This window comes from Enterococcus sp. AMC1157 (genome assembly GCF_058216555.1).
The window spans coordinates 2,816,778-2,840,328 of record NZ_CM177099.1 but is presented as its reverse complement, the minus strand read 5'-3'; the positions used below and the strand labels follow the sequence as shown (position 1 = coordinate 2,840,328).

The 23,551-nt window shown below is 35.5% G+C and carries 22 protein-coding genes and 1 tRNA gene; 9 read left to right on the top strand and 14 right to left on the bottom strand.

What is annotated here, in order from left to right; translation table 11 throughout:
• Positions 1–24 precede the first annotated feature (24 nt).
• Together AC4BBX_RS13825 and AC4BBX_RS13820 are read right to left on the bottom strand one after the other, a co-directional pair.
• Entirely contained in the window at positions 25–1,062 is a 1,038-nt protein-coding gene (locus tag AC4BBX_RS13825) for a sugar-binding transcriptional regulator (RefSeq protein ID WP_490454385.1), read from the bottom strand.
• Between the two features lie 309 nt (positions 1,063–1,371).
• Positions 1,372–1,443, bottom strand: a tRNA-Arg gene (locus AC4BBX_RS13820).
• A 53-nt stretch (positions 1,444–1,496) separates the two neighbouring features.
• Between AC4BBX_RS13820 and rpoN the strand changes: the two genes are divergently transcribed.
• Positions 1,497–2,813 carry an RNA polymerase factor sigma-54 gene (gene rpoN / locus AC4BBX_RS13815; RefSeq protein ID WP_490454384.1) on the top strand — a complete coding sequence of 439 codons (1,317 nt, stop codon included), beginning with the start codon at positions 1,497–1,499 and terminating at the stop codon, positions 2,811–2,813.
• A 111-nt stretch (positions 2,814–2,924) separates the two neighbouring features.
• Here rpoN and AC4BBX_RS13810 read toward each other — a convergent pair whose 3' ends face one another.
• Positions 2,925–3,191, bottom strand: a complete 267-nt coding sequence (locus tag AC4BBX_RS13810) for a hypothetical protein (RefSeq protein WP_490454383.1) — start codon at positions 3,189–3,191, stop codon at positions 2,925–2,927.
• Positions 3,192–3,392: 201 nt separating this feature from the next.
• Entirely contained in the window at positions 3,393–4,694 is a 1,302-nt protein-coding gene (locus tag AC4BBX_RS13805) for an HdeD family acid-resistance protein (protein ID WP_490454382.1), read from the bottom strand.
• Positions 4,695–4,981: 287 nt separating this feature from the next.
• On the opposite strand from AC4BBX_RS13805, the gene AC4BBX_RS13800 reads away from it, so the two are divergent.
• Entirely contained in the window at positions 4,982–5,986 is a 1,005-nt protein-coding gene (locus AC4BBX_RS13800; protein ID WP_490454381.1) for an NAD(P)/FAD-dependent oxidoreductase, read from the top strand.
• Positions 5,987–6,037: 51 nt separating this feature from the next.
• Here the strand turns inward: AC4BBX_RS13800 and AC4BBX_RS13795 are convergent, their stop codons facing one another.
• The 3 genes from AC4BBX_RS13795 to AC4BBX_RS13785 are packed head-to-tail and all read right to left on the bottom strand — an operon-like array spanning position 6,038 to position 8,824.
• Complete coding sequence (locus AC4BBX_RS13795) at positions 6,038–7,030, bottom strand: FecCD family ABC transporter permease (protein WP_490454380.1); 993 nt, start codon at positions 7,028–7,030, stop codon at positions 6,038–6,040.
• The gene (locus tag AC4BBX_RS13790; protein WP_490454379.1) at positions 7,027–8,028 is read right to left on the bottom strand and encodes a FecCD family ABC transporter permease; all 1,002 of its coding nucleotides are present in this window, start codon (positions 8,026–8,028) and stop codon (positions 7,027–7,029) included. Before AC4BBX_RS13790 ends, AC4BBX_RS13795 begins: the two co-directional genes overlap by 4 nt.
• On the bottom strand, positions 8,021–8,824 hold the full coding sequence (locus tag AC4BBX_RS13785) for an ABC transporter ATP-binding protein (protein WP_490454378.1): 804 nt from the start codon (positions 8,822–8,824) through the stop codon (positions 8,021–8,023). The genes AC4BBX_RS13790 and AC4BBX_RS13785 overlap by 8 nt, the downstream gene beginning before the upstream one ends.
• Positions 8,825–9,040: 216 nt before the next feature.
• Between AC4BBX_RS13785 and AC4BBX_RS13780 the strand changes: the two genes are divergently transcribed.
• Complete coding sequence (locus AC4BBX_RS13780) at positions 9,041–9,991, top strand: ABC transporter substrate-binding protein (protein WP_490454377.1); 951 nt, start codon at positions 9,041–9,043, stop codon at positions 9,989–9,991.
• A gap of 213 nt (positions 9,992–10,204) precedes the next feature.
• On the opposite strand, the gene rpoE is transcribed toward AC4BBX_RS13780, so the two are convergent.
• Positions 10,205–10,813: a DNA-directed RNA polymerase subunit delta gene (rpoE, locus tag AC4BBX_RS13775; protein WP_490454376.1), complete on the bottom strand. Its 609-nt coding sequence runs from the start codon at positions 10,811–10,813 to the stop codon at positions 10,205–10,207.
• A gap of 87 nt (positions 10,814–10,900) precedes the next feature.
• Positions 10,901–11,335: a YwiB family protein gene (locus AC4BBX_RS13770; RefSeq protein ID WP_490454375.1), complete on the bottom strand. Its 435-nt coding sequence runs from the start codon at positions 11,333–11,335 to the stop codon at positions 10,901–10,903.
• A gap of 182 nt (positions 11,336–11,517) precedes the next feature.
• Between AC4BBX_RS13770 and AC4BBX_RS13765 the strand changes: the two genes are divergently transcribed.
• The 3 genes from AC4BBX_RS13765 to yidA all read left to right on the top strand — a co-directional run bounded on the left by AC4BBX_RS13765 (position 11,518) and on the right by yidA (position 14,570).
• The gene (locus tag AC4BBX_RS13765; protein ID WP_490454374.1) at positions 11,518–12,336 is read left to right on the top strand and encodes a lipoate--protein ligase family protein; all 819 of its coding nucleotides are present in this window, start codon (positions 11,518–11,520) and stop codon (positions 12,334–12,336) included.
• Positions 12,320–13,690, top strand: coding sequence for an HD domain-containing protein (locus tag AC4BBX_RS13760; protein ID WP_490454373.1), 1,371 nt, complete (start codon positions 12,320–12,322; stop codon positions 13,688–13,690). Before AC4BBX_RS13765 ends, AC4BBX_RS13760 begins: the two co-directional genes overlap by 17 nt.
• Before the next feature lie 64 nt (positions 13,691–13,754).
• On the top strand, positions 13,755–14,570 hold the full coding sequence (gene yidA / locus AC4BBX_RS13755; protein WP_490454372.1) for a sugar-phosphatase: 816 nt from the start codon (positions 13,755–13,757) through the stop codon (positions 14,568–14,570).
• Between the two features lie 216 nt (positions 14,571–14,786).
• Here the strand turns inward: yidA and AC4BBX_RS13750 are convergent, their stop codons facing one another.
• Positions 14,787–15,227 (bottom strand): NUDIX hydrolase, encoded by a 441-nt coding sequence (locus AC4BBX_RS13750; protein ID WP_490454371.1) that lies wholly within the window; start codon positions 15,225–15,227, stop codon positions 14,787–14,789.
• A gap of 756 nt (positions 15,228–15,983) precedes the next feature.
• Here AC4BBX_RS13750 and gloA point away from each other — a divergent pair.
• Both gloA and AC4BBX_RS13740 read left to right on the top strand, forming a co-directional pair.
• Positions 15,984–16,358, top strand: a complete 375-nt coding sequence (gene gloA / locus AC4BBX_RS13745; RefSeq protein ID WP_490454370.1) for a lactoylglutathione lyase — start codon at positions 15,984–15,986, stop codon at positions 16,356–16,358.
• A gap of 67 nt (positions 16,359–16,425) precedes the next feature.
• Complete coding sequence (locus AC4BBX_RS13740; RefSeq protein ID WP_490454369.1) at positions 16,426–17,133, top strand: gamma-glutamyl-gamma-aminobutyrate hydrolase family protein; 708 nt, start codon at positions 16,426–16,428, stop codon at positions 17,131–17,133.
• On the opposite strand, the gene AC4BBX_RS13735 is transcribed toward AC4BBX_RS13740, so the two are convergent.
• From AC4BBX_RS13735 to AC4BBX_RS13720, 4 genes are all read right to left on the bottom strand, one after another.
• Positions 17,117–18,241 carry a DNA alkylation repair protein gene (locus tag AC4BBX_RS13735; protein WP_490454368.1) on the bottom strand — a complete coding sequence of 375 codons (1,125 nt, stop codon included), beginning with the start codon at positions 18,239–18,241 and terminating at the stop codon, positions 17,117–17,119. The two genes, AC4BBX_RS13740 and AC4BBX_RS13735, sit on opposite strands and share 17 nt — an antisense overlap.
• A 15-nt stretch (positions 18,242–18,256) precedes the next feature.
• Complete coding sequence (locus tag AC4BBX_RS13730; protein WP_490454367.1) at positions 18,257–19,279, bottom strand: alpha/beta fold hydrolase; 1,023 nt, start codon at positions 19,277–19,279, stop codon at positions 18,257–18,259.
• A gap of 325 nt (positions 19,280–19,604) precedes the next feature.
• Positions 19,605–20,849, bottom strand: coding sequence for an ABC transporter permease (locus AC4BBX_RS13725; RefSeq protein ID WP_490454366.1), 1,245 nt, complete (start codon positions 20,847–20,849; stop codon positions 19,605–19,607).
• Positions 20,842–21,741 (bottom strand): ABC transporter ATP-binding protein, encoded by a 900-nt coding sequence (locus AC4BBX_RS13720; protein WP_490454365.1) that lies wholly within the window; start codon positions 21,739–21,741, stop codon positions 20,842–20,844. Before AC4BBX_RS13720 ends, AC4BBX_RS13725 begins: the two co-directional genes overlap by 8 nt.
• A 495-nt stretch (positions 21,742–22,236) precedes the next feature.
• Between AC4BBX_RS13720 and AC4BBX_RS13715 the strand changes: the two genes are divergently transcribed.
• The gene (locus tag AC4BBX_RS13715; RefSeq protein ID WP_490454364.1) at positions 22,237–23,550 is read left to right on the top strand and encodes an IS3 family transposase; all 1,314 of its coding nucleotides are present in this window, start codon (positions 22,237–22,239) and stop codon (positions 23,548–23,550) included.
• Position 23,551 lies beyond the last annotated feature (1 nt).

The following is a 23,551-nucleotide window of genomic DNA, read 5'->3' as shown; positions in this document are numbered from 1 at the left end:
TATGAAAATCATAAAAATTTTATTTTAAAGGGTTACCCCTTTTAAAATCTGATTAGCCGCAGCTTCATCTGTGATGAGCCACGTTTGTTTTGGTGCATTTTTCATATAAGCTCGGATGGCTTTTGTCTTACTTTTACCTCCGGCTATCGCAAACACGTAAGGGATGTTCTTTATATCTTTTAATTGTAAACCAATTCGAGGGATTTTGTAAACCACTTCCCCTTCTTCATCAAAAAAATATCCAAATGATTCAGCTACTGCATTTTTTTGCTTAAGCATCAAAATCTCTTCTTCTGTCATTTTTCGACGAGCAGCCATGTGTAAAGCTTTCCCAATACTATGAATAACACAGTTAGCTTCACTTATCAAGTTCAATACTTCTAAAATTGATGGTTCTTTCATCAATGATTGATAAGTTGCTTTACTTAATTGCTCCGGCACATACAGTGCTCGATAATTCCCATTTGAACGTGTCGCCATCTCCGCACAAATTGAATTGGCTTGTACATTGACAGATTCACCAATACCTCCTCTAGCAGGAACAAAGGTATTTTCTCGCTGTTCAGTCTCTAAATTAGAGAGCTCACGAGCAATTTTCGCCATCGTTGTTCCACCCATTACAGCTATAATATTGTGTCCATTAGGTAAATGATTATCTAAAGCTTCAGTCAGTAGGTGTCCAAATTCATTGATGACTTTCACTTGCTGGTCACTGTCTCCGCCTGTAATCAAGCAGCGATCAATGCCAAAATAAGTCGCCAATCTTTTTTCTAGTTGACGGACTCTGAAAAATTGTTCCATCAAACTACCCAACCGACTATAAACCTCTTCCCCTTTTTGGGTGAGCATCATACCACTTTTGGAGCTATCAATTAAATTGAGTTTTCTCAGTAAATCCGTTTCTGTTCGTAGCACACGCTCAGTCATGTCCACACTTTCAGCAAGTGTTCTACGTCCAACCGGCTGCATCCAATAAATATTTTGTAGTATTCGATATCTCTCCTGAATAACTAACAAAATATCTGGTGCGATTGCTTCAATCAATTGTAATTCATCAAGCATATGCAACCTCCATTGGACACATATTGTCCTAGATAGACTTAATACGACCCATGTATTATAAAAAAAATCGAATCACTGTCGAATTTCAATTCCTTACGAAGATAATTTTAGCATGTTCCCTCTTAATTATCAACCGTTAGCCGGATAAAAAATGTAAAGTTCCTGCTTTTTCTGTCAATTCTATGTAAAAAATAAGTCTAGGACAATGGTCATCCAGACTTCTTTTAGGATTCGGTTTATGATTTTAGTCGTTCAACAGTATTTTGCCATTTTTCACTTCTTCAAGTATACTGTAATCAGTTAAAAAAACGCACCTGAAGGGAATCGAACCCCTGTCTCAAGAACCGGAATCTTGTGTGATATCCACTACACTACAGGTGCAAATACTTTACATAGTTTAGCGGAAGTTTAGAAAAAAAACAAGGGGAGTTACCATGAAATTTGAACAGCAATTTACGCAACAACAAAAACAGACTCAAAAACTAGCCATGACTCAAAAACTACAACAATCTATTCAGGTTTTACAATTTTCGACGGAAGAATTAACTGACTTTATCGAAAATGAATCGTTAGAAAATCCTTTATTAGAAGTTGTTTTGCCAAATTATACAGCTAACTATTCTAAACCACGGACTTCTACAGGGACTGAAATGAATTATCTTAGTCAAATCCCTGATAGTCGAATTTCTTTATTTGAGCATCTTCTTGATCAAATTCATTTAAATTATCGTGACACCTATCTTCGAACCCTGGTTTTGTACTTAGTGGAACACATTGATTTGAATGGTTTTTTAACAATCACTTTAGAAGAAGCAGAAAAAAATACGGGTGGGACAACCATTCAAATATTAGACGCTTTAACCTTAATTCAACAGCTCGATCCGGCAGGTGTCGGCGCCAGAAACTTACAAGAGTGTTTAATGTTACAAACGGAAAGAGACAATTACGCACCAGAATTGGCCTATGTGATTTTAGAAGAATGCTTTACAGAACTAGTAGATCGAAAGTGGGAAATGATTGCTAGACGATTCAGTATCACTATGTCCAATGTTCAACAAGTGTTTGATTATATTCAAAGCTTGACCCCTACCCCTGGTGCTGCTTTTGGTTCGACAGAAGGTTTGTACATTATTCCAGATTTAACTGTCAAGATAAAAGACAATCAGATTACCCTTTTATCCAATCGAAATAGTACACCTGAGATTAAATTCCAACAAAACTATTTTGAACAAATGAAACAAAGTGGTGATAAAGAAGTATTACAGTACTTAAAAGCCAAACAACAGGATTTTGAATGGCTGAAAAAAACCATTCAGCAACGTGGAGACACTATTTTCAATGTTGGCAATGAAATTATCCAAAGGCAGCAAGCGTTCTTTTTAAATTCAGAGCATCCGATAAAACCACTTATTTTAAAGGATATTGCAGAAAAATTGGATATTCATGAATCGACAGTTAGTCGTGCCGTCAATGGAAAATATTTAGAAACAGATTTTGGTGTATTTGAATTAAAAACCTTCTTTAGCCAAAAATTAGCTTCTGAAGAAGGCGAAGATCGTTCAACGACGGATGTGAAGAATCGCTTGAAACAACTCGTTTCAGAAGAAAACAAACGTAAACCACTCTCTGACCAGAAAATCGTTGATCTGCTAAAAGCCGAGGGAGTCGATATTTCTCGAAGAACAGTAGCTAAATATCGTGATGGCTTAGGTATTCCGAGCTCAGCAAAACGAAAAAGGTTTGATGATTAGCATTTTTTCGTTTTACTTTCATTAAGGTTCTGATATCAAACAAAAAAAGTTGCAAGTGAGCAACTTTTTTTGTTTGATATTTTTTGACATAGTACATCACTTCTTCAGTGACTAACTATTTGTACTTCCATCAGCATTCATCAGTGTTTGATGATTTTTTATATTTAAAATAAATGAAACTACATTAAGGGCTGCTCCTAAAATCAAACTATGCCACCCCAATTTTAATACATAAATATCAGCATCTAGCCATTTGGTTAAATCGAAACCTGTATGTCCTACTTTACTAATATCTGTATAAGTAAACCCAAATAAAACAACTGATACAATAACAAAAAATACTGAACCCATCTGAATTAACATATTGAATTTCTTCATTGTACACTCCTTTATAAATTTTTCCCTGTCCTTTCATGTAATTAAGCTTGCTTCTGGATGGTCACAACTATAGTTTACATTTTTTTTATTTCTGATAATTACTAAATTGAGATTTTTATAAAAATATTACAATTTACTCTCAAAACAAAAAAACATGAGATGGCTGATACTTTCATACAGCTATCTCATGTTTTTTGCAATTTATTTAGCAGAAAATGTTTTTTTACGGATACCGGCATTATGAATTTTAGCTCCTACAACTATTGAATGCGGTTTTTGATACTCTTGAGCAAAATAGTCATAGTAAGTTCCCGGAGAAAGAATTCCCACCATGGCAATTAAATCTAAACCACTAGTACCAATTAATTTATCTGCTAGTTTTACACAGTTCGTTCCTAGAACAAAATAAGTTTTAAAACGGGACTTACTAAATTTATAAATTTCCACTGGATATCTTTTGCTCATTTTTCCTAAGTAACTAGCTTTTTGGGTCTCACTGGTTAGTTTCCAAGGAATCAAGATTGCTTGTATTTCACTTAGTTTTGCCTCAAAAGCTTGTTGTTGTGCAATATTCAACATCAATGTATATTCAAATAAGGTCTTACCTTCTTCCAAACAATTCTCAATATAATTTTTTTCATCTAATGAAAAGAAACAGCCATCTCCGATTGAACCAAAAAGTCGTTCTGAATCGACATCATAGCTTCCGTAAGCATAAATTCGTCCTTTATAACTTAAATCAACATGACCCATCGTTCCCGTTCCTGATTCACTGACATGAATTAATACTTTTAACACAGGTTCTCCCTGAACAGTTGATACTTTAGTTATCTGATATCGTTCAGGAACAACATTTAACTCCTCATTTAAAAACTGATTGATACTCTTTAGAACTCTGGCAGGTAACAACATCGTAAAGATTACCGGAACACCAATTCTAATTCGTCGTTTGAGTTTTTTAGTTTCTTCATCAGAAATAACTAAGTCTTTTGCATCATTCAAAGAAGTGACGCCAATAAAAATCAAATAAATTCCTAATCGTACTAATGTATTTCTTACATCCTCAGAGCCTAATAAAGAACTTACTCCCCAAATTAAATTTACTAAGGCAATTAGTAAATAATGGAATCGACCAGAAACCCGATCCTTTCTTAATAACAGATAATTTACTAAAGTGACCATCCCTATAATAATTTGATACAAACCAATTCCTTTACTTAACAAAATAGGTGCTGATGGACTAAAGCCCATCACCCAAGTTCCTATGATTAAATGAAGGAACATATTGAACAAATTAAGGATTCGCGATTTAAGACCTATTAAGTTTTGACTAGGTAAAAAAGTTTGTATTCCTCTAAAAATCCCTACACCGAAAACCAAAATTCCCAACCAATTAGTTATGCGAGAAACAAACATTTGATGATAAATAACTAAAATGATGCCGAAACCAATCCAAAAAATACCATTAAGAAGATAGCCCCATTTTTCTCTTTGCTTTTTCATTCTTTTTCTCCTTAAGTATTTTCTAATCCTTATATAAAGTTAGTATAAATGAAATTGCCTGCTAAAGAAATTTATTTTATTCTAGCTGCTCAAAATAAACTATTTTTTTAGTGATTGGTAAGCTATTAGAAGAGATTCTATACTATCCCTTGATCAAAGAGTACCAGTTCATCTTCTACCATGATTGAAAAGAAAATTCAGACGTGCTATCATAACTGCAAATGATAATCGTTCTCATTCATTATTTGTAATTATAAAAAGGTTGAAAAAGAAAGTAGGAATTTACAATGACATCTATCATTGATTTAATAATTGTTGGCGGTGGTCCCGCTGGCTTATATGCTGCATTTTATGGTGGACTTCGTGATCTTTCGATTGCTCTTTTAGAGGCTCGTGGAACACTGGGTGGGAAAATTAATTTTTATCCGGAAAAATTTGTTTGGGATATTGGTGCTTTACCGGCAACTCAAGGAAAAAAAGTTCGTCAAAATTTAATTGAACAAGCTGAAACTTTTGGACCAGAAATTTCTTTGAATACTAAAGTGACTCATATTACTCAAAAAAATAATCTGTTTTATGTAACAGACAATCAAAATCAGACACGCGTCTGTCGCTCGATTTTACTTGCGGTTGGTGGTGGCGTGGTGGCTCCCAAAAAATTATCTGTTCCTATTAGTGAAGAACTTTCCTCCAATGTTCATTATGTCTTCCCTAATCACCAAGCCATCAAAGGTAAGCGATTAGTGATTTCTGGAGGTGGTGACGCTGCCTTGGATTATGGAAATGAATGCTTAGATTATGCAAAAGAAGTATTCGTTGTTTATCGAGGGAACTCATTAAAAGCTTTGGAAACTTCTCATCGAAATTTTTTGGAAAAAGGCGGACAACTCCTACTAAATCAAGAAATTCATGGTGTTCGTCAAGGAAGCTCTCATGAGATGGAAATTGTCTTAAGCAATCAGGTCTTAGCTACAGATCATTTACTTATTCAACATGGTTATGACCGTGATAGTTCACTTTTGGATAATCTCCCGTTCACATTTGAAAAGGTCGATAATTTTTATTTACATTGCGACATTCCTACACAGACAAATATTCCAGGAATATTTGCAGCGGGAGACATTCAGACGTCAAAAGGAAAACTACATCTCTTGGCAGGAGCTTTTCAAGATGCTGCTAACAGTATAAATTTAATCAAACAATACCTTGATCCTGAGAGTCCTCAACAAGCGATGGTCTCTTCTCACAATCATAAATTTGATGAAAAAAATCATCTGCTTTTAAACAAATAAAAAAGTTCCAACAATAGTCTTATAGGCGAAGAGGCTATCGTTGGAATTTTTTTATTTTTTAGCTTCGTGTAACAATAAGTATAAGAAATAGGGAGCTCCTAAAATAGCAACCACTGTTCCTGCAGGAATTTCTCCACTGCCTGGTGCTAATCTGCCCAGAGTATCGCTGACTAACAACAACAAGCTTCCCATCAAACCAGTCATTGGAATTAATTGCCAATGTTTTTTAAAACCCCATCTTCGAATGATATGTGGTGCAATCAAACCCAAGAAACCAATTCCTCCAGTCACAGATATTGCTGCTCCCGTTAACGCTGTGGCTGCAACAATCAATTTCACCCGTTCTTTTTGGGTATTCACTCCTAAAGAAAGAGCCGTTTCATCGCCAAATTGTAAAATATCTAACTCTCGATGCTTAAAAATCATCCATGGGACAAGAATTATTACCCATGGTAGCAATGCCAGAACAAACGTCCAGTTACTCCCCCAGATACTTCCAGCTTGCCACATAGTCACAAAACGATATTTTTCACTATCAATCCTTGTAGTTATTAACAGAGTCAATGCCGAAATTCCCGTACTAAGTACCACACCTGTTAAGACCAAACGAATTGGTGTTATTCCAATTCCTCTTTTGTAGGCAACAAAAAATATACTCGTCGCAGTTATTAATGCTCCCGCTAATGCAATTAGCGGCAATAAGAAGGTAGATACTCTTGAGGTTTCAATAAAACTGATAAAAATTAAAACAAAGAAACCAGCTCCTGCATTAATGCCTAAAATTCCTGAATCTGCCAAAGGATTTTGTGTAGTACTTTGAAATACAGCCCCACTAATAGCTAAGGACATTCCCGCTAAAAGAGCAATCACTATTCTTGGCAGTCGGAAATCAATGAGTAATAAACGTTTGTTAGATGCACCTCCTCCTTGAATAATTTCCCACACTTCTCGCCAAGTTAATGCTAGTTTTCCATGAGTAATTGCGAAAAGAACGACAAATACAATAAGCAAAATAAGAACTGGTAATAGCCATCGCTTTTTCATAGTTTCAGCCCTCCTTTACGTGTTAAATAGATAAAGAAGGGAATCCCAATTAAAGCTGTGATAATTCCAAAAGGAGTTTCAAAGGGAGGATTAATGGAGCGTGCAACTAAATCTGCCCATACGACCAGTATGGCTCCTCCTAAACCAGATAACGGAATCAAATAGCGATAATTTTCTCCGACAAAACTACGTAGAATATGGGGTACAATCAAACCAACAAAACTGACGGAACCAACCACAGCAACTGATAGTCCCGACAGAATCAAAACGATTATTGTAGCAGTTAAACGTGTCCGTTGAGGCTTTTTCCCTAAACTAATGGCTGTATCATCTCCAAAACGAAGAATAGTAATAGCCGGGCTATTAATAATTGCCACTATTACCGCAACTATAAAAAAAGGAATAATCAACTTAAATTGACTCCACGAAATTGCACTGACACCACCAATTGACCAGAAGGTGAGTTCCTGTCCTAAATTAAATTGAAGAGCAATGGCTTGACTACAGGCAATAAAAAGAGCGCTGATACCTGCTCCAGCTAAAGTGAGTCTTAAGGAAGTCATTCCCTGCCGATTTCCTGTAGTAACAAGATAAATAAATCCCACACTAATTGCTGCTCCTGCAAAACAAGCTAAAAGAATAATCCAATAATTTGCTGAAGAAAAAAAAGCAAACATTATAGCTAAAGCTAAACCAGCTCCTGCATTAATTCCCAATAGCCCTGAATCAGCTAAAGGATTTTGTGTAATCCCTTGCATCAGTGCCCCACTAATAGCTAGACTTGCACCAACTACTGCTCCTCCTAAAATTCGAGGCATGCGAACATTTATTAACACTTGATGAAGTTGGTTTTGACTATCAAATTCAAAAAAAGCTTGAAAAAAAGTATGACTATCAATTTTTACTGCTCCTAAAATCAAAGAAAGAAGCATACTCACAATTAATACTCCCAGTAATGACTGCGCTAAGATCCATGGATGAGCTACTTTATTATTCATACGCTTCCTCCACTTCCAACGTTTCATAAAAAAGCATTAGTGGTTTTTGAGTTCGTTGGTGGATCTCAATCTCTGCTTCAATATGAAAAACTTCTCTTAGTACTTCCAAAGTGATAACTTTTTCGGGAGAACCTGCTTGATAAATCTCCCCATTTTTCATCGCAATAATTTCATCCGAAAAACGAGAAGCTAAATTAATATCATGAATAGTCATAATAATGGTCTTGCCTTGTTCTTGGTTAATTTTCTTCAATACGTTCAATACCTCTAACTGATGAGCTGGATCTAAATACGTAGTTGGTTCATCTAATATTACAATGTCAGTATCTTGTACCAGAGCCATCGCAATCCAGACTCTTTGTCGTTGCCCCCCAGACAAAGTAGCTACCGAATCTCTTGCTAATTCTGTCAACCCTGTGATAGCAAGAGCCCATTGAATAATCTGTTGATCCTTATTACTTAGATTCCCCCATCCAGATTGATAAGGATAACGTCCATAGGAAATGACATCGAATACCGATAAATCGATTTGAGCTTCAGACACTTGTGAAAGCATCGCTACTTCTTTCGCGATTTCTTTGGTTGTATATTGATTTAATGATTTGCTGTTTAATACTACTGTTCCTTTTTTACTAGCTAAAATTCTTGCTAATGTTTTAAGAAAGGTGGATTTTCCACAACCATTTGGACCAATAATACTGGTTATCGTTCCTTCTGAAAAATAATAGTTTAGGTTGTGACTGATTATTTGTTCACCATAACCAGTCGTTAAATTTTCTACTTCCAAGATGCTCATAGACTTCATTCCTTAAAATTAGATTCATTATTGCTGAATATCATTCTCTATTTTACAATCAAATCGAATGTTACAGGCTATCATAAATTTATATTGACTTTTAAATCGTTTTAATTGATAATGATTATCATTGTCATAATATTTTATCACTTTTGGTAGTAAAATCAATACAAACAAAAAAATAAATATAGAACGTATCTAACGGGAGGAATTGATATGAAAAAGCTTCGATTATTTCATTTTATAACTATAGCAGGAATTCTTTTATTATCTGCCTGTGGAAATAATGAGTCCACAAATACAGAAACATCTACTGAGACATCTATTACTGAAGAAAACGTGCTGGTAGATACCTTAGGAAATGAGGTTACCATCCCAGCCAATCCACAACGAATTATTGCTAGTTATTTAGAAGATTACTTAATTGCTTTAGATACTCTGCCTGTCGCACAATGGTCAGTTAATGAATCAAGTGTGCAAGATTATCTGCAGGAACAATTAAATGGCATTCCAACCATTGATTTTTCCCTACCTTATGAAGAAGTTCTCAGTTTTGAACCAGATTTATTATTAATTGGTTCATCTGGAACAGTGGAAAGTGGAAATTATGATGAATATGCCAAAATTGCTCCAACATATGTTGTAAAAAATGGTGACGATGTTAACTGGCGAGATCAATTACAAGATATCGCTACGGTTTTAGACAAAGAAGAACAAGCTGCTGAAGTCATTACGAATTATGAAGCTTTGGCTGAAGAAACAAAACAGACTTTATCTGAACAAATACCGGATAAAACTGTGGCTATTTTATGGGTTGTAAATAACTCAATTTTTATGGTTACTGATTCTCGCTCAAGTGGTACCGTACTCTATGGTGATTTAGGCCTAGGAAAACCCGCTTTGGTTGAAGAAATTTCTGCAACCGCAACTGCTGATTGGAACGCTGTTACTCTTGAAAAATTAGCTGAACTAGACTCAGATGCGCTCTTCTTGATTAATAGCGATACGTCTGCCCCGCTATTCGAAGAGGATATTTGGAAAAATCTAAAAGCAGTTCAAGATGAGCAAGTCTTTGAATTTGATCGAACTTCTAGTTGGTTATATAATGGACCAATTGCAAATACACAAATCATTGAAGATGTAAGAAACGCTTTATTGAGCGAATAAAAACATGGCAACATAAGTAAAAACAAAAATATCCGAACAAAGTAGCAGGAATTTCACCTAATTAGGGAATAACCTTCTTTTGTTAGGATATTTTGCTGTTTTAATACTTATAATTATTTTTTTATTATAGATTAATAATCAGCTAGTTATTAGACATTACTTTTTTTGATTAGAAAAAGACCAACAAACAAAATCGCTTGTTGGTCTTTTTGACTATAACTCGTCTTCATCTTCCTCATCAAAGTCATCGTCATCATCATCGTCAATAATAGTTAAGTCTTCTTCGATACTTCCTGGTAGATCTTCCTCATCATCGTCTGAATTATTTGCTCCAATTTCTTGTAAATCAGAGTTGTATGCTGCGATTTCTTCATCGTCATCATCTTCATCGAATAAATCATCATCATCGTCTTCATCCGTTAAATCAGCATCTTCTGGATCATCATCATTGTAGTCAATTGCATCTTCATCATCATTGATAAAGGCATTCACTTTTTTACGTTTACGACGACGTGGTGCATCCTCATCATCTTCATCAATTCCATGGTTCACTTCTTCGTCGATTGAATCAATGGCATACCATGAACGTAAGCCCCAACGATTATCACCCAAAGAAATGAAGCTGCCATCTATGTTTAAATCAGTATAAAATTGTGCCAATGAGTCACGAATATCACTATCAGATTTACCTAAATAAGTTTGAATCTCATTTACTAAATCTGAAAAATCCATTACGTCGCCCTTTTGTGACAAAATTGCATGTGCCACTTCAAGCATAGATAATTCGGCTTTATTCACACCTTCAAATACATTAATTTCCAAACAGGACACTCCCTTTCACAGTCTACTCCTAATCATACAAAAATGTTGGCAAAAAAGCAATTTTTTCCGCTAAAAAAGTAAAAAAAATTAAGCAGTGAACTCTAATGAAAGTTTGTAATTCCCAACTTTTTCTTCCGCAGTGTATAAATCATAGTTAATTGATACCTTACCTGAAGTTGGTTGATCTTTTAAGCTAAAATGTAAATCATGGGTATAAGTGCTAAAAAACATCACTCCATAAGGGGTTTGATAACTTGTATCTGCGTTCTCACGATAAGCAAATTTTAAACGCAAACGCATTTCACCAGCACGAATCAATTGAATTCCACCATCTGGTAAAAGTTTCATTGTAACGGGAATTTCTTCCCCCTCTTCTTGAGTTTCTTTGTAACGAATGTACAAAGTATCACCTATCTTAATTACTTGACCCGGTAAATCAAATAAAAATTCTTGTGTTTCATTCTCTTGTTGTACTTCTGTTCGTAGATGAATCGAAACAGGAACCCCTTTGGTTAAATCCACAACTATTCCTCCAATCTTTTCTTGAGTTTGACTTTTATTTAACTATCAAACAATACTTTTCCTTTTATATTGTTCACATTTTTAAGGATTTTGTCAATTAATGGAGACGTTCAAACATTTTCAGGTATTTTCATCCTATTTTCGTATATAATAAAGAAAACAATTAAAAAAGGACTTATGTAATGAAACAATTATTATTTGATCAACCAAGTTTTACTTCTCAGTCTCCCTTTATTCCTTTTGCCCTTACCGATGTTTTTACTGAACATGTCGGTGAAAAAAAACAAACGCTATTACATTTTTGGCAATTTGAACAAAGTTTTATTTTAGGTATGAAAGATACTCGTGTGGATAATCTTACTGACGGCGTTCTTTCTGTTATAAAAAACGACTATTTCCCAGTCATTCGTAATTCTGGTGGCTTAGGGGTAATTAGTGATCAAGGAATTTTAAACTTTTCACTAATCTTTCCTAAAACAGCAGAAACAACGACAGACGTTGCTTATGAACGGATGTGGCAACTAACACAAGAAGCTTTCCCAGAACTAAAAATCGAAGCCTACGAAATCACTGAATCGTATTGTCCGGGAACTTATGACCTAAGCGTTAATGGGAAAAAAATCGCTGGCATTGCCCAACGCAGAGTTAAAAGTGGGATTGCTGTGATGATGTACTTAAGTGTCAATGGCAATCAAGAAAAACGAGGACAAGTCGTCCGTGAATTTTATCAAGAAAGTTTAGACAAGAATTTTGGGACTAATGGCTACCCTCCGGTTGATCCAAGCAGTATGATTACTGTTGAAAGTTTATTAAATAAACCTTTATCTATCGAAGAAACAAAAGAACGTTTTATTCAAGCGTTTGATGCTTCTTTAACTTTAATCAATCCCTTTACTTGGTTAGAAGATTATCACTATATTGACCTATTCCAGAAAAAATTAGTCAGTATGACGCAACGAAATTTACTTATAAAGGAGCTTACAGATGGCTACTTCTTATAAACATCAATTACTTCCCATCGAAAAGGTCTTCCGTGATCCTGTGCATAATTATGTGCATGTGCAGCATCGTGTGATTCTTGATTTAATTAATTCTAAGGAATTTCAACGTCTTCGAAGAATCAAACAGCTAGGAACCTCTTCTTTTACTTTCCATGGTGCTGAGCATAGTCGTTTTTCACATTCATTGGGAGTCTATGATATCACTCGCAGAATTTGTGATATTTTCCAAAGAAATTACTCCATTCAAAAGGTTGGCGATGGTGGTTGGGATGACTCAGAGCGATTGATTGCTTTGTGTGCTGCACTATTACACGACTTAGGACATGGACCTTATTCTCATACCTTTGAGCATATTTTCCATACGGATCACGAAGCAATTACGGTGGCGATCATCACCTCTCCTGATACAGAAATTTATCAAATTTTAAATCGAGTCGAAGAGGGCTTTCCTGAAAAAGTAGCGAGTGTTATCACAAAGAAATACCATAATCCTCAAGTAGTTCAAATGATTTCTAGTCAAATTGATGCAGATCGAATGGACTACTTACTAAGAGATGCCTATTTTACTGGGACTGAATATGGTACTTTTGATTTAACAAGAATCCTTCGAGTGATTCGTCCTTATGAGGGTGGCATTACCTTTGCCATGAATGGTATGCACGCGGTGGAAGACTATATTGTAAGTCGCTATCAAATGTATGTCCAAGTTTATTTCCATCCAAGTTCTCGAGGAATGGAAGTTGTCTTGGAGCATTTACTTAATCGTGCCCATGAATTGTATCAAGAGGATAAAAAAGCTTTTCAGCTTTCTTCACCACTACTTTTGCCATTTTTAGAAGAGAATTTTTTATTAGAAGATTATTTGCGATTGGATGACGGTGTCTTAAATACTTATTTTAACCATTGGCTAGATAACCAAGATCCAATTCTTAGTGACTTAACAAAACGCTTTTTAAATCGTAAGCCATTAAAATCTTGTCGCTTTCAACCAGAAACACAAAAACCGTTACTGGAAGAAATGAAGGTAATTGTCGAAACAGCTGGCTTTAATTCCGTTTATTACACCTCGATTAATTCAAGTTTTGATTTGCCCTATGATTTTTATCGTCCAAAATCAGGAAAACATAGGACACAAATTGAATTACAACAAAAGGATGGTTCGTTAATTGAACTCTCACAAGTCAGCCCGCTTGTCGCAGCACTTGCTGGACAAAGCCAAGGGGATCATCGTTTTTATTTCCCAAAACAAATGGTTGACCATTCTTTACAAGACAACTATGATTTATTTGGAGAGACTTATCAATTATTTGCTAGCCATATCCGAAATGGCGAATTAATTGACGCTCACTCATAGATTTATGTAACGCTAAGAACATGCAAAACAAAGGACAAAATGATTTAGAAAAAGGAGCCCACACATGTCAATTAAATTAATCGCCATCGATATTGATGGTACACTACTGAATAATCAACATCAGGTAACTAAAGAAGTTCACGAAGCACTAAAAAAAGCTGAAGCACAAGGTGTAAAAATTGTTTTATGTACTGGCCGCCCAATTACAGGGGTAAAAGGTTTGCTAAAAGAATTAGACCTATATAAAGAAAGTGATTTTGTTATCACTTATAATGGTTCTCTAGTCCAAGCAACACATACAAATGAAATCATTTCAAAATTTGGCTTAAGCCATGAAGACTATTTAGAAATCGATTTTTTAGCCCGCAAACTAGGCGTGCATTTACACTCTGAAACTGAAGATACGATGTATACATCAAATCGAGATATCAGCCCTTATACAATTTTAGAAGCACATTTAGTAGATATGCCTTTAAAATTCAGAACACCTGAAGAAATGACGGCAGACTTATCTATTATCAAGATGATGATGATTGATGAGCCCGCTCTTTTAGATGAAATTATTCCAAAAATCCCTGCTGATTTCTTAGAGAAATATACAGTCGTTAAAAGTACGCCTTTCTTCCTTGAAATTCTTAACAAAGAAGTTGATAAAGGCGCAGCTGTAGAACGTTTAGCTAAACATTTGGGACTAGAACAATCAGAAGTTATGGCCATTGGTGACAACGAAAATGATTTAACGATGATTCAATATGCTGGTTTAGGAGTGGCAATGGAAAACGCCACAGAAAACGTAAAAAATTCAGCAAAAGTTATCACTACTTCCAATGATGCACATGGTGTAGCCGTTGCGATTGAAAAATATGTATTAAATAAATAGATCCAAATAATGATTGGAACAGTGACATAAGTAAAAACAAAAATATTCGAACAAAATAGAATGAATCTCGTCGATTTATGGCGCAATCTTCTATCGTTCGGATATTTTTTTGTTAAACTCCTTAGGTCACAGTTCTAATTATTTTTTCTTATTTCAAAAAACGACATTTTTTGAGTAAACAAAAAAGTCAGACCTTATGCCGGACTTTCTCAATTTTTACTCTTTTAACCATTGTTGAACAGCCCAACGATGGCTCCCTCGTTTTAGTAATAACATAGCATCCTCAGGAGTAACCCATGCTAATTGATTGGTTTTCTCTGTTGGTTCAGCAACTTTTTCCCAATCATTCACCACATAAAAATAACCCGGATGTTCAAAATAGGTATCTCGATGACTGGAATAAAAATATTCGATGGCTTCACCTAGATAAGTCCCCACTTCTACTTCAAAACCAACCTCTTCCAACATTTCTCGATCGATTGCCTGATAATGGTTTTCACCAGCTTCAATTTCTCCACCTGGGAGAAAAAAGGCCCCATTTGGTGCTTGTACAATAATAATTTCTTGTTTGTTTTTTTGATGAATGACAACATAAGCACCATATCTAGCTTTGTAGCTTTTACCAACTTCCTTTTTCCCAAAAACTGGTTTTTCCATAGGTCCTCCCCTGTTCCTCTTTTCTTTCGATTTTAACTGATAGATAACTTATAGACAAGCTTCGTGACTAGTAAGTAGCAAATTATTTTAGCCACCGATCCTCTTAGAACTACTAATGACTAATCTCCACGAATATTCTAATTCATAAATAACTAAATATGACTACCTTCTATTTACAATTTATAACCAAGCAAAACTTGAAACCTCCAGAACAAAGCTCCGAAAGCTCATTGGTCATGTGAGACCGCCACGAGCCTCTTTACAGAGTCTCTTAGGCTGCTGACGTTCAAACACTGACTAGGTGCTAGTCGCACTAAGTCAGTGTAATTCATTCAGCTCTTCAGCACACGACCAATAACTTTCTACGTTTTGTTCTTCCAGTTTCAGTGAATGATTACCCGATATAAAATGAGAACGATTCGTCAAAACTGGAAAGCCATCTGGTAGAAAAGACAGACAGCGTGAGCTAAAGATGAGGATGAATTACGCTGTGTTGAAAGTAGCAATTTGCTACTTTCTTACACTGCGTTTGAACGCCGAAAGGTTTGAGACTCATAAGAGGCTCAGACCGCTCTCTCACAATGTCTGTTCTTTGCGGACAGATGGCTTGGAAGTTGTTCATTTTCTTATTTGACTGTAATCATCTGATTCTGATTATTTTTGCTCATTTGATAAAAAAATCTCATGCACTTTTCTTATCAAGGTAAATCAGATATGTTATTATAAATTTAGTAATTTAGAAAGGATGATTTAAACATGAAAATGGCACATACTTGTGTTCGTGTAAAAGATTTAGACGCATCATTAGAATTTTATACTAAGGCCTTTGGTTTTGAAGAAAGTCGTCGTCGTGACTTTCCAGAAGCTAAATTTACTTTGGTTTATTTAACCTTACCTGGAGATGACTACGAATTAGAATTAACTTATAATTACGATCATCCTGGTTACGACTTAGGAGATGGTTATGGACATATTGCCATTTCAACCGATGATGTTGCGGCTTTACATGAAAAACATAAAGAAGCTGGTTTTAAGGTAACTGATTTGAAAGGTTTACCTGGCGTACCTCCTTCTTATTATTTTGTCATCGATCCTGATGGATACAAAATCGAAGTTATTCGCGCACGTTAAATTATTTAAAACAATAAGGAGCTACGACATATTTGTCATAGCTCCATTTTTCTTAGGAGGGGTTATAATGAAACCGATTATTGGCATTGCTGGTAATGAACGCAGCATAGAAGATAGTGAGACTTTTTGGTTATCGTATACAGCTAAAAATTTTGTGGAAGGCATTCAAGATGCTAATGGACTACCCACAATTATTCCAATTGGAGATCCCAAAGATGCAAAAAAATATATTTCTACTATCGATAAGCTCCTATTAGGAGGGGGGCATGATGTTCATCCCTCTTTTTATAAGCAAGAACCGCATCCTTTGTTAGAAGAAACACACCAAAAAAGAGATGCTTTTGAACTAGCTCTGATTAAGGAAGCCGTCAAACAAAAGAAACCGATATTAGGGATCTGTCGAGGTTTCCAATTACTGAACGTTGCCTTTGGAGGAACTCTTTTCCAAGACCTACAATTATATCCCGAAAAAACATTGCCTCACGCTCAAAAAAGCAATCTTCGTCAAATTAGTCATACTGTTTCGATTGAAAAAGATAGTCATCTAGGAAACTTTTTACCTCTAAACTATCAAGTCAATTCTATTCATCACCAACTCATTGATCAAGTTGCAGATGAATTTAAAATCATTGCCAAAGCACCTGACCAAGTTATTGAAGGGATTGAATCTTTGAACCATCCGATTTTAGGGATTCAATGGCACCCCGAATTAACCAAAGATACCATTGCTAACGAACAGGCAATTTTTGATTATTTTGTTAATAAACTTGAGTAATAATTTTTTGAGGAATAGTTAATTCGAAATCCAACGTTCCTTGTTCAATCCCATTGACAATCAACGTAATCGAGTGTTTGCCAGCATAATGTTTTCTAGTCGTCAAATTCTTAAAGGTTAATTTCTTTTGGTAAATTTTTTCCACTCCCTGCTTTAACTCAGTTTCAGAGATTTGAAAAATTTTTCCACTTCGTTTTCCATTCGCTTTCATATAATCCACACGATATTCCATTCTAACTTTTGCCGGTTTATCAACTGAAATAGCAAAGGTCAGCAAAAGAGCATCTCCTAAAGCAACTGTTGAAACATCAAGGGCAAATTGTTCAATCTTTACTGAATCCAGAACGTGGTAGCCAAAAATAGCTAATGCTTCTGGATTTCCTTTTTTTAGTAAGGTTCGACAAGCATGTTTGATGATCCAATCCGTTAGTGGATTTACCCCAAACCATTCTTTAGCAAGGCTTATTACTAACTCTGGATGAGTTTTAGAAATATCATTCAGATTATTGGCTACGCTTTTGCGTACATACAATGAATCATCCGCTTTTAAGACTTCTAAAATAGGAAGAATTGGCAAAGGATTTTGTTTAAAACTAGTTAGAGCTTGTCCCCACGGAAGTTGCGGTCGACAACCTTCACTGGCTAATCTTCGAACATGCTCATTTTCATCTTGAGACCAAAGGAGCATTTGTTTCATCATCCGCTCTTCCTCTTTGATAATAAATGGTCGAACTGCAAATTCTGAGGTTGAGTAAGGTGTATACCTTGCTAAAGCTGCCACCGATAAATCCCAGTAATTATCGTCTTGTCCATAAACTTCGACAAAATCAGGAAAACACATGAGCATGAATCCATTCAATCTATTGGACAATTTATCAATCACTTGATCTAAAATTTGCAACGCAACTTCATAATCATGAGGTAAATATTCACCTAAACAAATCGTGATCTTTCGCATACGCGCTTTTAATTCTCTGTTTTCCCATGTTTCATCCATGACAGCATCCATGAAATTCTCTACTTGAAAATCTTCATGTACCGTCTTTATGGCTATAGCCAAAGCATGAATTGATTCTTGATTGTAACGACCTTTTAATAGTTCAGGCATAATAGCTCCTTTTCATCAAGCGTTAAAAAAATCTAAAATCAATTGATAAACCAACTGACTATCAATTTCATTAATCACTTCATGTTTCATATTAGGTAGATTTAGCATATCTACTTGATGATAACCAACTTTTCTTAGACTATTCTCAACCCCAAGAAGTCCTTTTTCCCCACCAGTCATATCCAGATCCTCAGCTCCAGTAATACTTAAAATAGGTAATTCAGGATTTTGACACAAATAATCATCATGATGATTCATTCGACGATTCATCTGCCATATAGTCGAAACTCCTCGATTATCATAGCCAGGAATCATTAATCGGTCTTTTTTCGCTTTTTCAATATGTTCTTGACTATTCGTTAACCAAGTTTTATCTTTAGAATCAAAATCTGATAGTTTTTTCAAAATCCAAGAAAAACTATGTTCACCCGCAAAACGGCAGGCAATTTCAGCAATCAAAGAGCCAAATTCTGATTGTTTTTGATAATAGACAGTTCCTGATAGTAATAGTTTATCAATCTCTTGGTCATGGGTTTTTAAGTAATTTCTCGCTAACATAGAACCAAAGGAGTGTCCATATAGATAGACAGGTTTTCCATTAAATCGTTTTTTAATAAAACGTGTGATTTCAACCTGATCCTGCACCATTCTATCAACACCGGGCATATGACCTAACGGAAAGTGGTCATCTATAGATTGACCGTGACCTCGATTATCACTAACCACCACAGCAAAACCATTCTCAGCCAAAAAATTAGCTAAATCAAGATATCTTTTACGATGTTCTAAAATACCATGAACCATTTGAATGACCGCTTTTACTGGACGATAGGCTGGTCGCACAATTGACAAGGCTAATGGCAGATCATCAGAAGCTACCACAAAGACATCTTCTGTTTTTACTTTGTCCACCGAGTGATCCTCATTTATAATAATTTCTTCCTCTATACGAATAACTTCTGGACGATTGCGAAATAAAAAATAGAGACCTAATCCCGCACCTGCTAAACTACCTAAAAAAAGTGTTTTTTTCTTCACGATTATTCCTCCTCAAGTATAAATTGACGATCCGTTTATTTTTTACTGATTCCTTCTCTTCTATTGTACCAAATAAGTCTATTTTTCGTTAAAAAGATTCCTTATTTTATCAACCAGGTTTCTAACAATAAAAACTTTCCTTTCATCTGTCCGCAAAGAGTATTGTGCTGCGCTGTGTAAGTCGGTCTCATCCTTCATTCATTAGTCTTTTGAAAACCAATCCTTCCTATAACGCAAAAAAACCTTCTTAAAATCTAGAAAACGACGATTTCAGAAGGTTATTCTCTTAATTAGCATTTGTCAACATTTATCCGACGTAGCTTTTTTATTTTTGACTAGCCATTAAACGGATAGATTGTTTTAAGGTTGCTATAATTCCATTGTCATTATAAACCAAAACGTTTGATTTATACATTTTGGCACAGCCTAATGTGAGTAATAGCGTGGTTACTGCTAAAATAGCGACCGAAGCTAACGCACCACCAATTCCAACTGTTTCATTCGCCAATCGAAGCGGCATAATATATGAAGATAAAAATGGAATATAAGATGTCACACGAATCACAATATTATTGGGGTCCATGCTACCAACTGTTAAACCTAACATATAACCCGCTAAAGACAAGTAAGTCACTGGTAAAATGACTTTTGATGTATCTTCTGCTTTGTTTACCAAAGAACCACACAATGCAGCTAGCACGGAATAAATAAAAATGCCTAGGATAGTAAAGATAATAGTGAAAACAAAGAAGTTTCCTAAAATTGATTGTAAAGATAGATTCCCTAAGAAGTTTTGCACAAATTCCATATCTTTTATCCACTGGTAGCTAATGACAAAGGCTACAGCATATACAGCTAGTTGTGTTAGAGCTACTAATAGTACACCTGTCAATTTTCCATAAAAATGAATTTGAGCACGAGTACTGGATAGAATGACCTCCATAATTCGTGTCCCTTTTTCAGAAGCAATTTCTTGGGCAATAATTCCCACGTAAGTGATAATGAAAACAAATAAAATAATTGTACTTGCAAAGCTAATCAAGTATTGTGCAGCACTGTTATCCTCACCTAAAACCATTTCCCCAGCGTCATTAAAACTAACATTTTGTTTTGAAAATGTTGCCGGTGTATTTAGACTAAGAACTTCTTCAGAGGTTAACCCTAATTCTTGTGCTCGGATGGTACTTTGAATGCCCGACAAAATTTGTTGAATAGTCAATTCAACACTCGTTCCTAAAGTCGTTTCACTAAATAGTTCTCCTTGAATACTATTGTCTTCTTTAGATAAAATAAGAAAGGCATCAATGTTCTCTTGATACAGCTCCATTTCGGCATCTTCCACAGAATCTACTAAAACAAATTCATATGCCTCTGACTCAGGCAAAGTTTGAAGTTCTGGCTCTTCTGAAAACAAACCAATTTTATCTACTGATCCAGCCTGACTAGCAAAATGTCCACTAATATAGCCAATTCCTCCGATCATAAAAGGAACTAATAACATGATGAAAAAGGATACTGATTTGACATTTTTCTTATATACATCGCTCGTAATCACCCAAAATTTATTCATTGATTTCACCTGCTTTCATCTTAAAGATTTCTTCTAAAGTTGGTGGTTGCTGATTAAACATTGGGATATATCCATTTGCTGTGGCTAATGAAAAGAGTTCTTTTCCAACTTCTGGATTATTTAGAGTGATATCCAATGATCCATCTTCTTGTGGTCTAACAGCTGTAACGCCAGGTATTTGTTCGATTTGAGTTTTGCTTAAAGATGAATCAATGAATACTTTGGTTCGACCGAAAGACTCTCTGATTTCATAAACTTTACCATTTAACACTGTTTGTCCATTCCGCATCATAATCAAATGGTCGCAAATTTTTTCAACATTATCCATATTATGACTAGAAAAAATGACACAGGAACCTTTTTCTTTTAAGGCGATGATGCCATCTTTTAGTAATTCTGCATTCACTGGATCGAGTCCGCTAAAAGGTTCATCCAAAATAACTAGCTTGGGTTCGTGAATTAAAGTAGCAATCAACTGAACCTTCTGTTGATTCCCTTTAGATAATGATTTTATTTTATCGGTCTTTTTTCCTTTTACTTGAAATCTTTCCATCCATTCATCAACTTTTGGTTCAATTTCTTTTTTAGTTTTTCCCCGTAACTTAGCAAAATAAATCAATTGATCTTGAACGGAAACTTTCGGATAAAGTCCTCTTTCTTCCGGTAAATAACCAATCGTATCGTATTCTTTGGTTCCCAAAAGTTTACCATTCCACAAAACTTCCCCTTGATCTGCTTTAAGAAAATCCAAAATCAAACGAAAAGTCGTGGTTTTACCGGCTCCATTTTGACCAATTAATCCCATAATTTCTCCGTCTTGAATCGTAAAAGACAGCTCATCAACAGCCTTATAATCACCAAAGCTTTTGACTAAATTTTTCACTTCTAACATATTACATCCTCCTTTTGAAAAAATAACTTACTCTTATTATACAAAAATAACGATTATAATAAAAATTATAGCAGTTATCTATTATCTAATCCCCCATCTAAAGTCCTATTTTTAACAAAAAAAGTTGAATCTCTGAAGTTTCTCAAAGTCTCAACTCATATTTTATAATTCGACGATTTGTCCAATACCTAATTTTTCTGCTAATTCAACAACTTGCTTAGTAACTGCTAAATCTTGCAGGGCAATTCCTGATACAGCTATCATAAAAAAATTCAGCTTAAAGTGTACTATAATTCATTTAACGACTTAATTACAGAGGAATATTCATTTTTCTGAATCTTCTTACTAATGTTAATAAAGACAAATAAAAAACCTAAAAGACTGAATAAAATGGCCCCATAGATAAGGACAGTTTGAAAAAAACACCTTACCTATTGGGGCCATTTTTGTGTACACTGAATACAACGAGATAATGAAGGAAGGGTGGATTAATCAATGACTACTAAGCATTTTACACAAAGCCAGCTCAAAGCTTTGCTAGCTAATCCAAATGTCGTAACGGCAAGTTTAAAAGCAATTACCTATTCCATTGATTTCAAAACGAAATTCATTGAAGAATATGAACTCGGTAAATCACCAACAAGTATTTTTCGGGAGGCAGGCTTTGACGTTGAAGCAATCGGTACTGAGCGTATTAAGAATGCAACTTTTCGTTGGAAAAAAGCGGTGAAGGAACACGGAACTCTCGGATTACGAGATTCAAGAAAGGCAAATAGCGGACGTCCATTAGAACGCGTACTAACCCCTGAAGAACGTATGGCGAAGCTTGAAGCTGAAAACCTCTATTTGAAAGGGGAACTCGCATTCATAAAAAAGTTAGAAATGAGCGAAAAAGGAAGTTTAACGGATAAATTAACTCCAGCACTTGCCTTTGCGCTCATTGAAGGACTATCAGTCAAACAAAAGCGTTCAGTCAGCTATTTCTGTCGGTTAGCTGGCGTCTCTCGTAGTGGTTACTATGCCTACAAAAAGAGTGATTTCCGAACACAAATGGTGAAAAGAGATTCGATGCTCAAAGAAGTAATTGAAAAAGCGATTGCCTTTCGAAATAAGAAGAAAGGAACGCGTTCAATCGTAATGACACTCAAAAATAAATTCGGAATAATCATGAATCGAAAGTGCGTTCAACGAATCTGTCGTAAATTCGGTCTTCTGTCTTCAATCAGGAAAGCGAATCCTTATCGCAGACTAGCGAAAGCTACGAAAGAACATTGTGTCGTCGAAAATAAGCTCAAACGAGTGTTTAAGCCAGGTATTGCCGGGAAAGTGCTATTGACTGACGTTACCTATATTCAATACGGGAATTGTGCCACGGCTTATTTATCGACCATCAAAGACGCGCAAACGAACGAAATCCTTGCATATCAACTTTCGGATAATCTGAGAATTGGTTTTGTGTTGAAAACAATCACACAGTTAATTGCCAACCATGGAAATCGACTGCATCAAGAGGTACTTATCCATTCAGATCAAGGTTCGCACTACACCAGCCCTAAATTTCAAAAGCTCTTGAAAGCTTCAGGAATCACGCAATCAATGAGTCGGCGCGGGAATTGTTGGGATAATGCACCGCAAGAATCCTTTTTTGGTCATATGAAGGATGAGTGTGATTTCGCCAGTTGTCAGTCTTATACAGAAGTTTACACGATGGTTAACGATTATATGGACTACTACAATAATGATCGCGGACAGTGGCATTTGAAAAAGCTGGCACCGGTTGATTATCGGTACCAGCTAATTGCTGCATAAT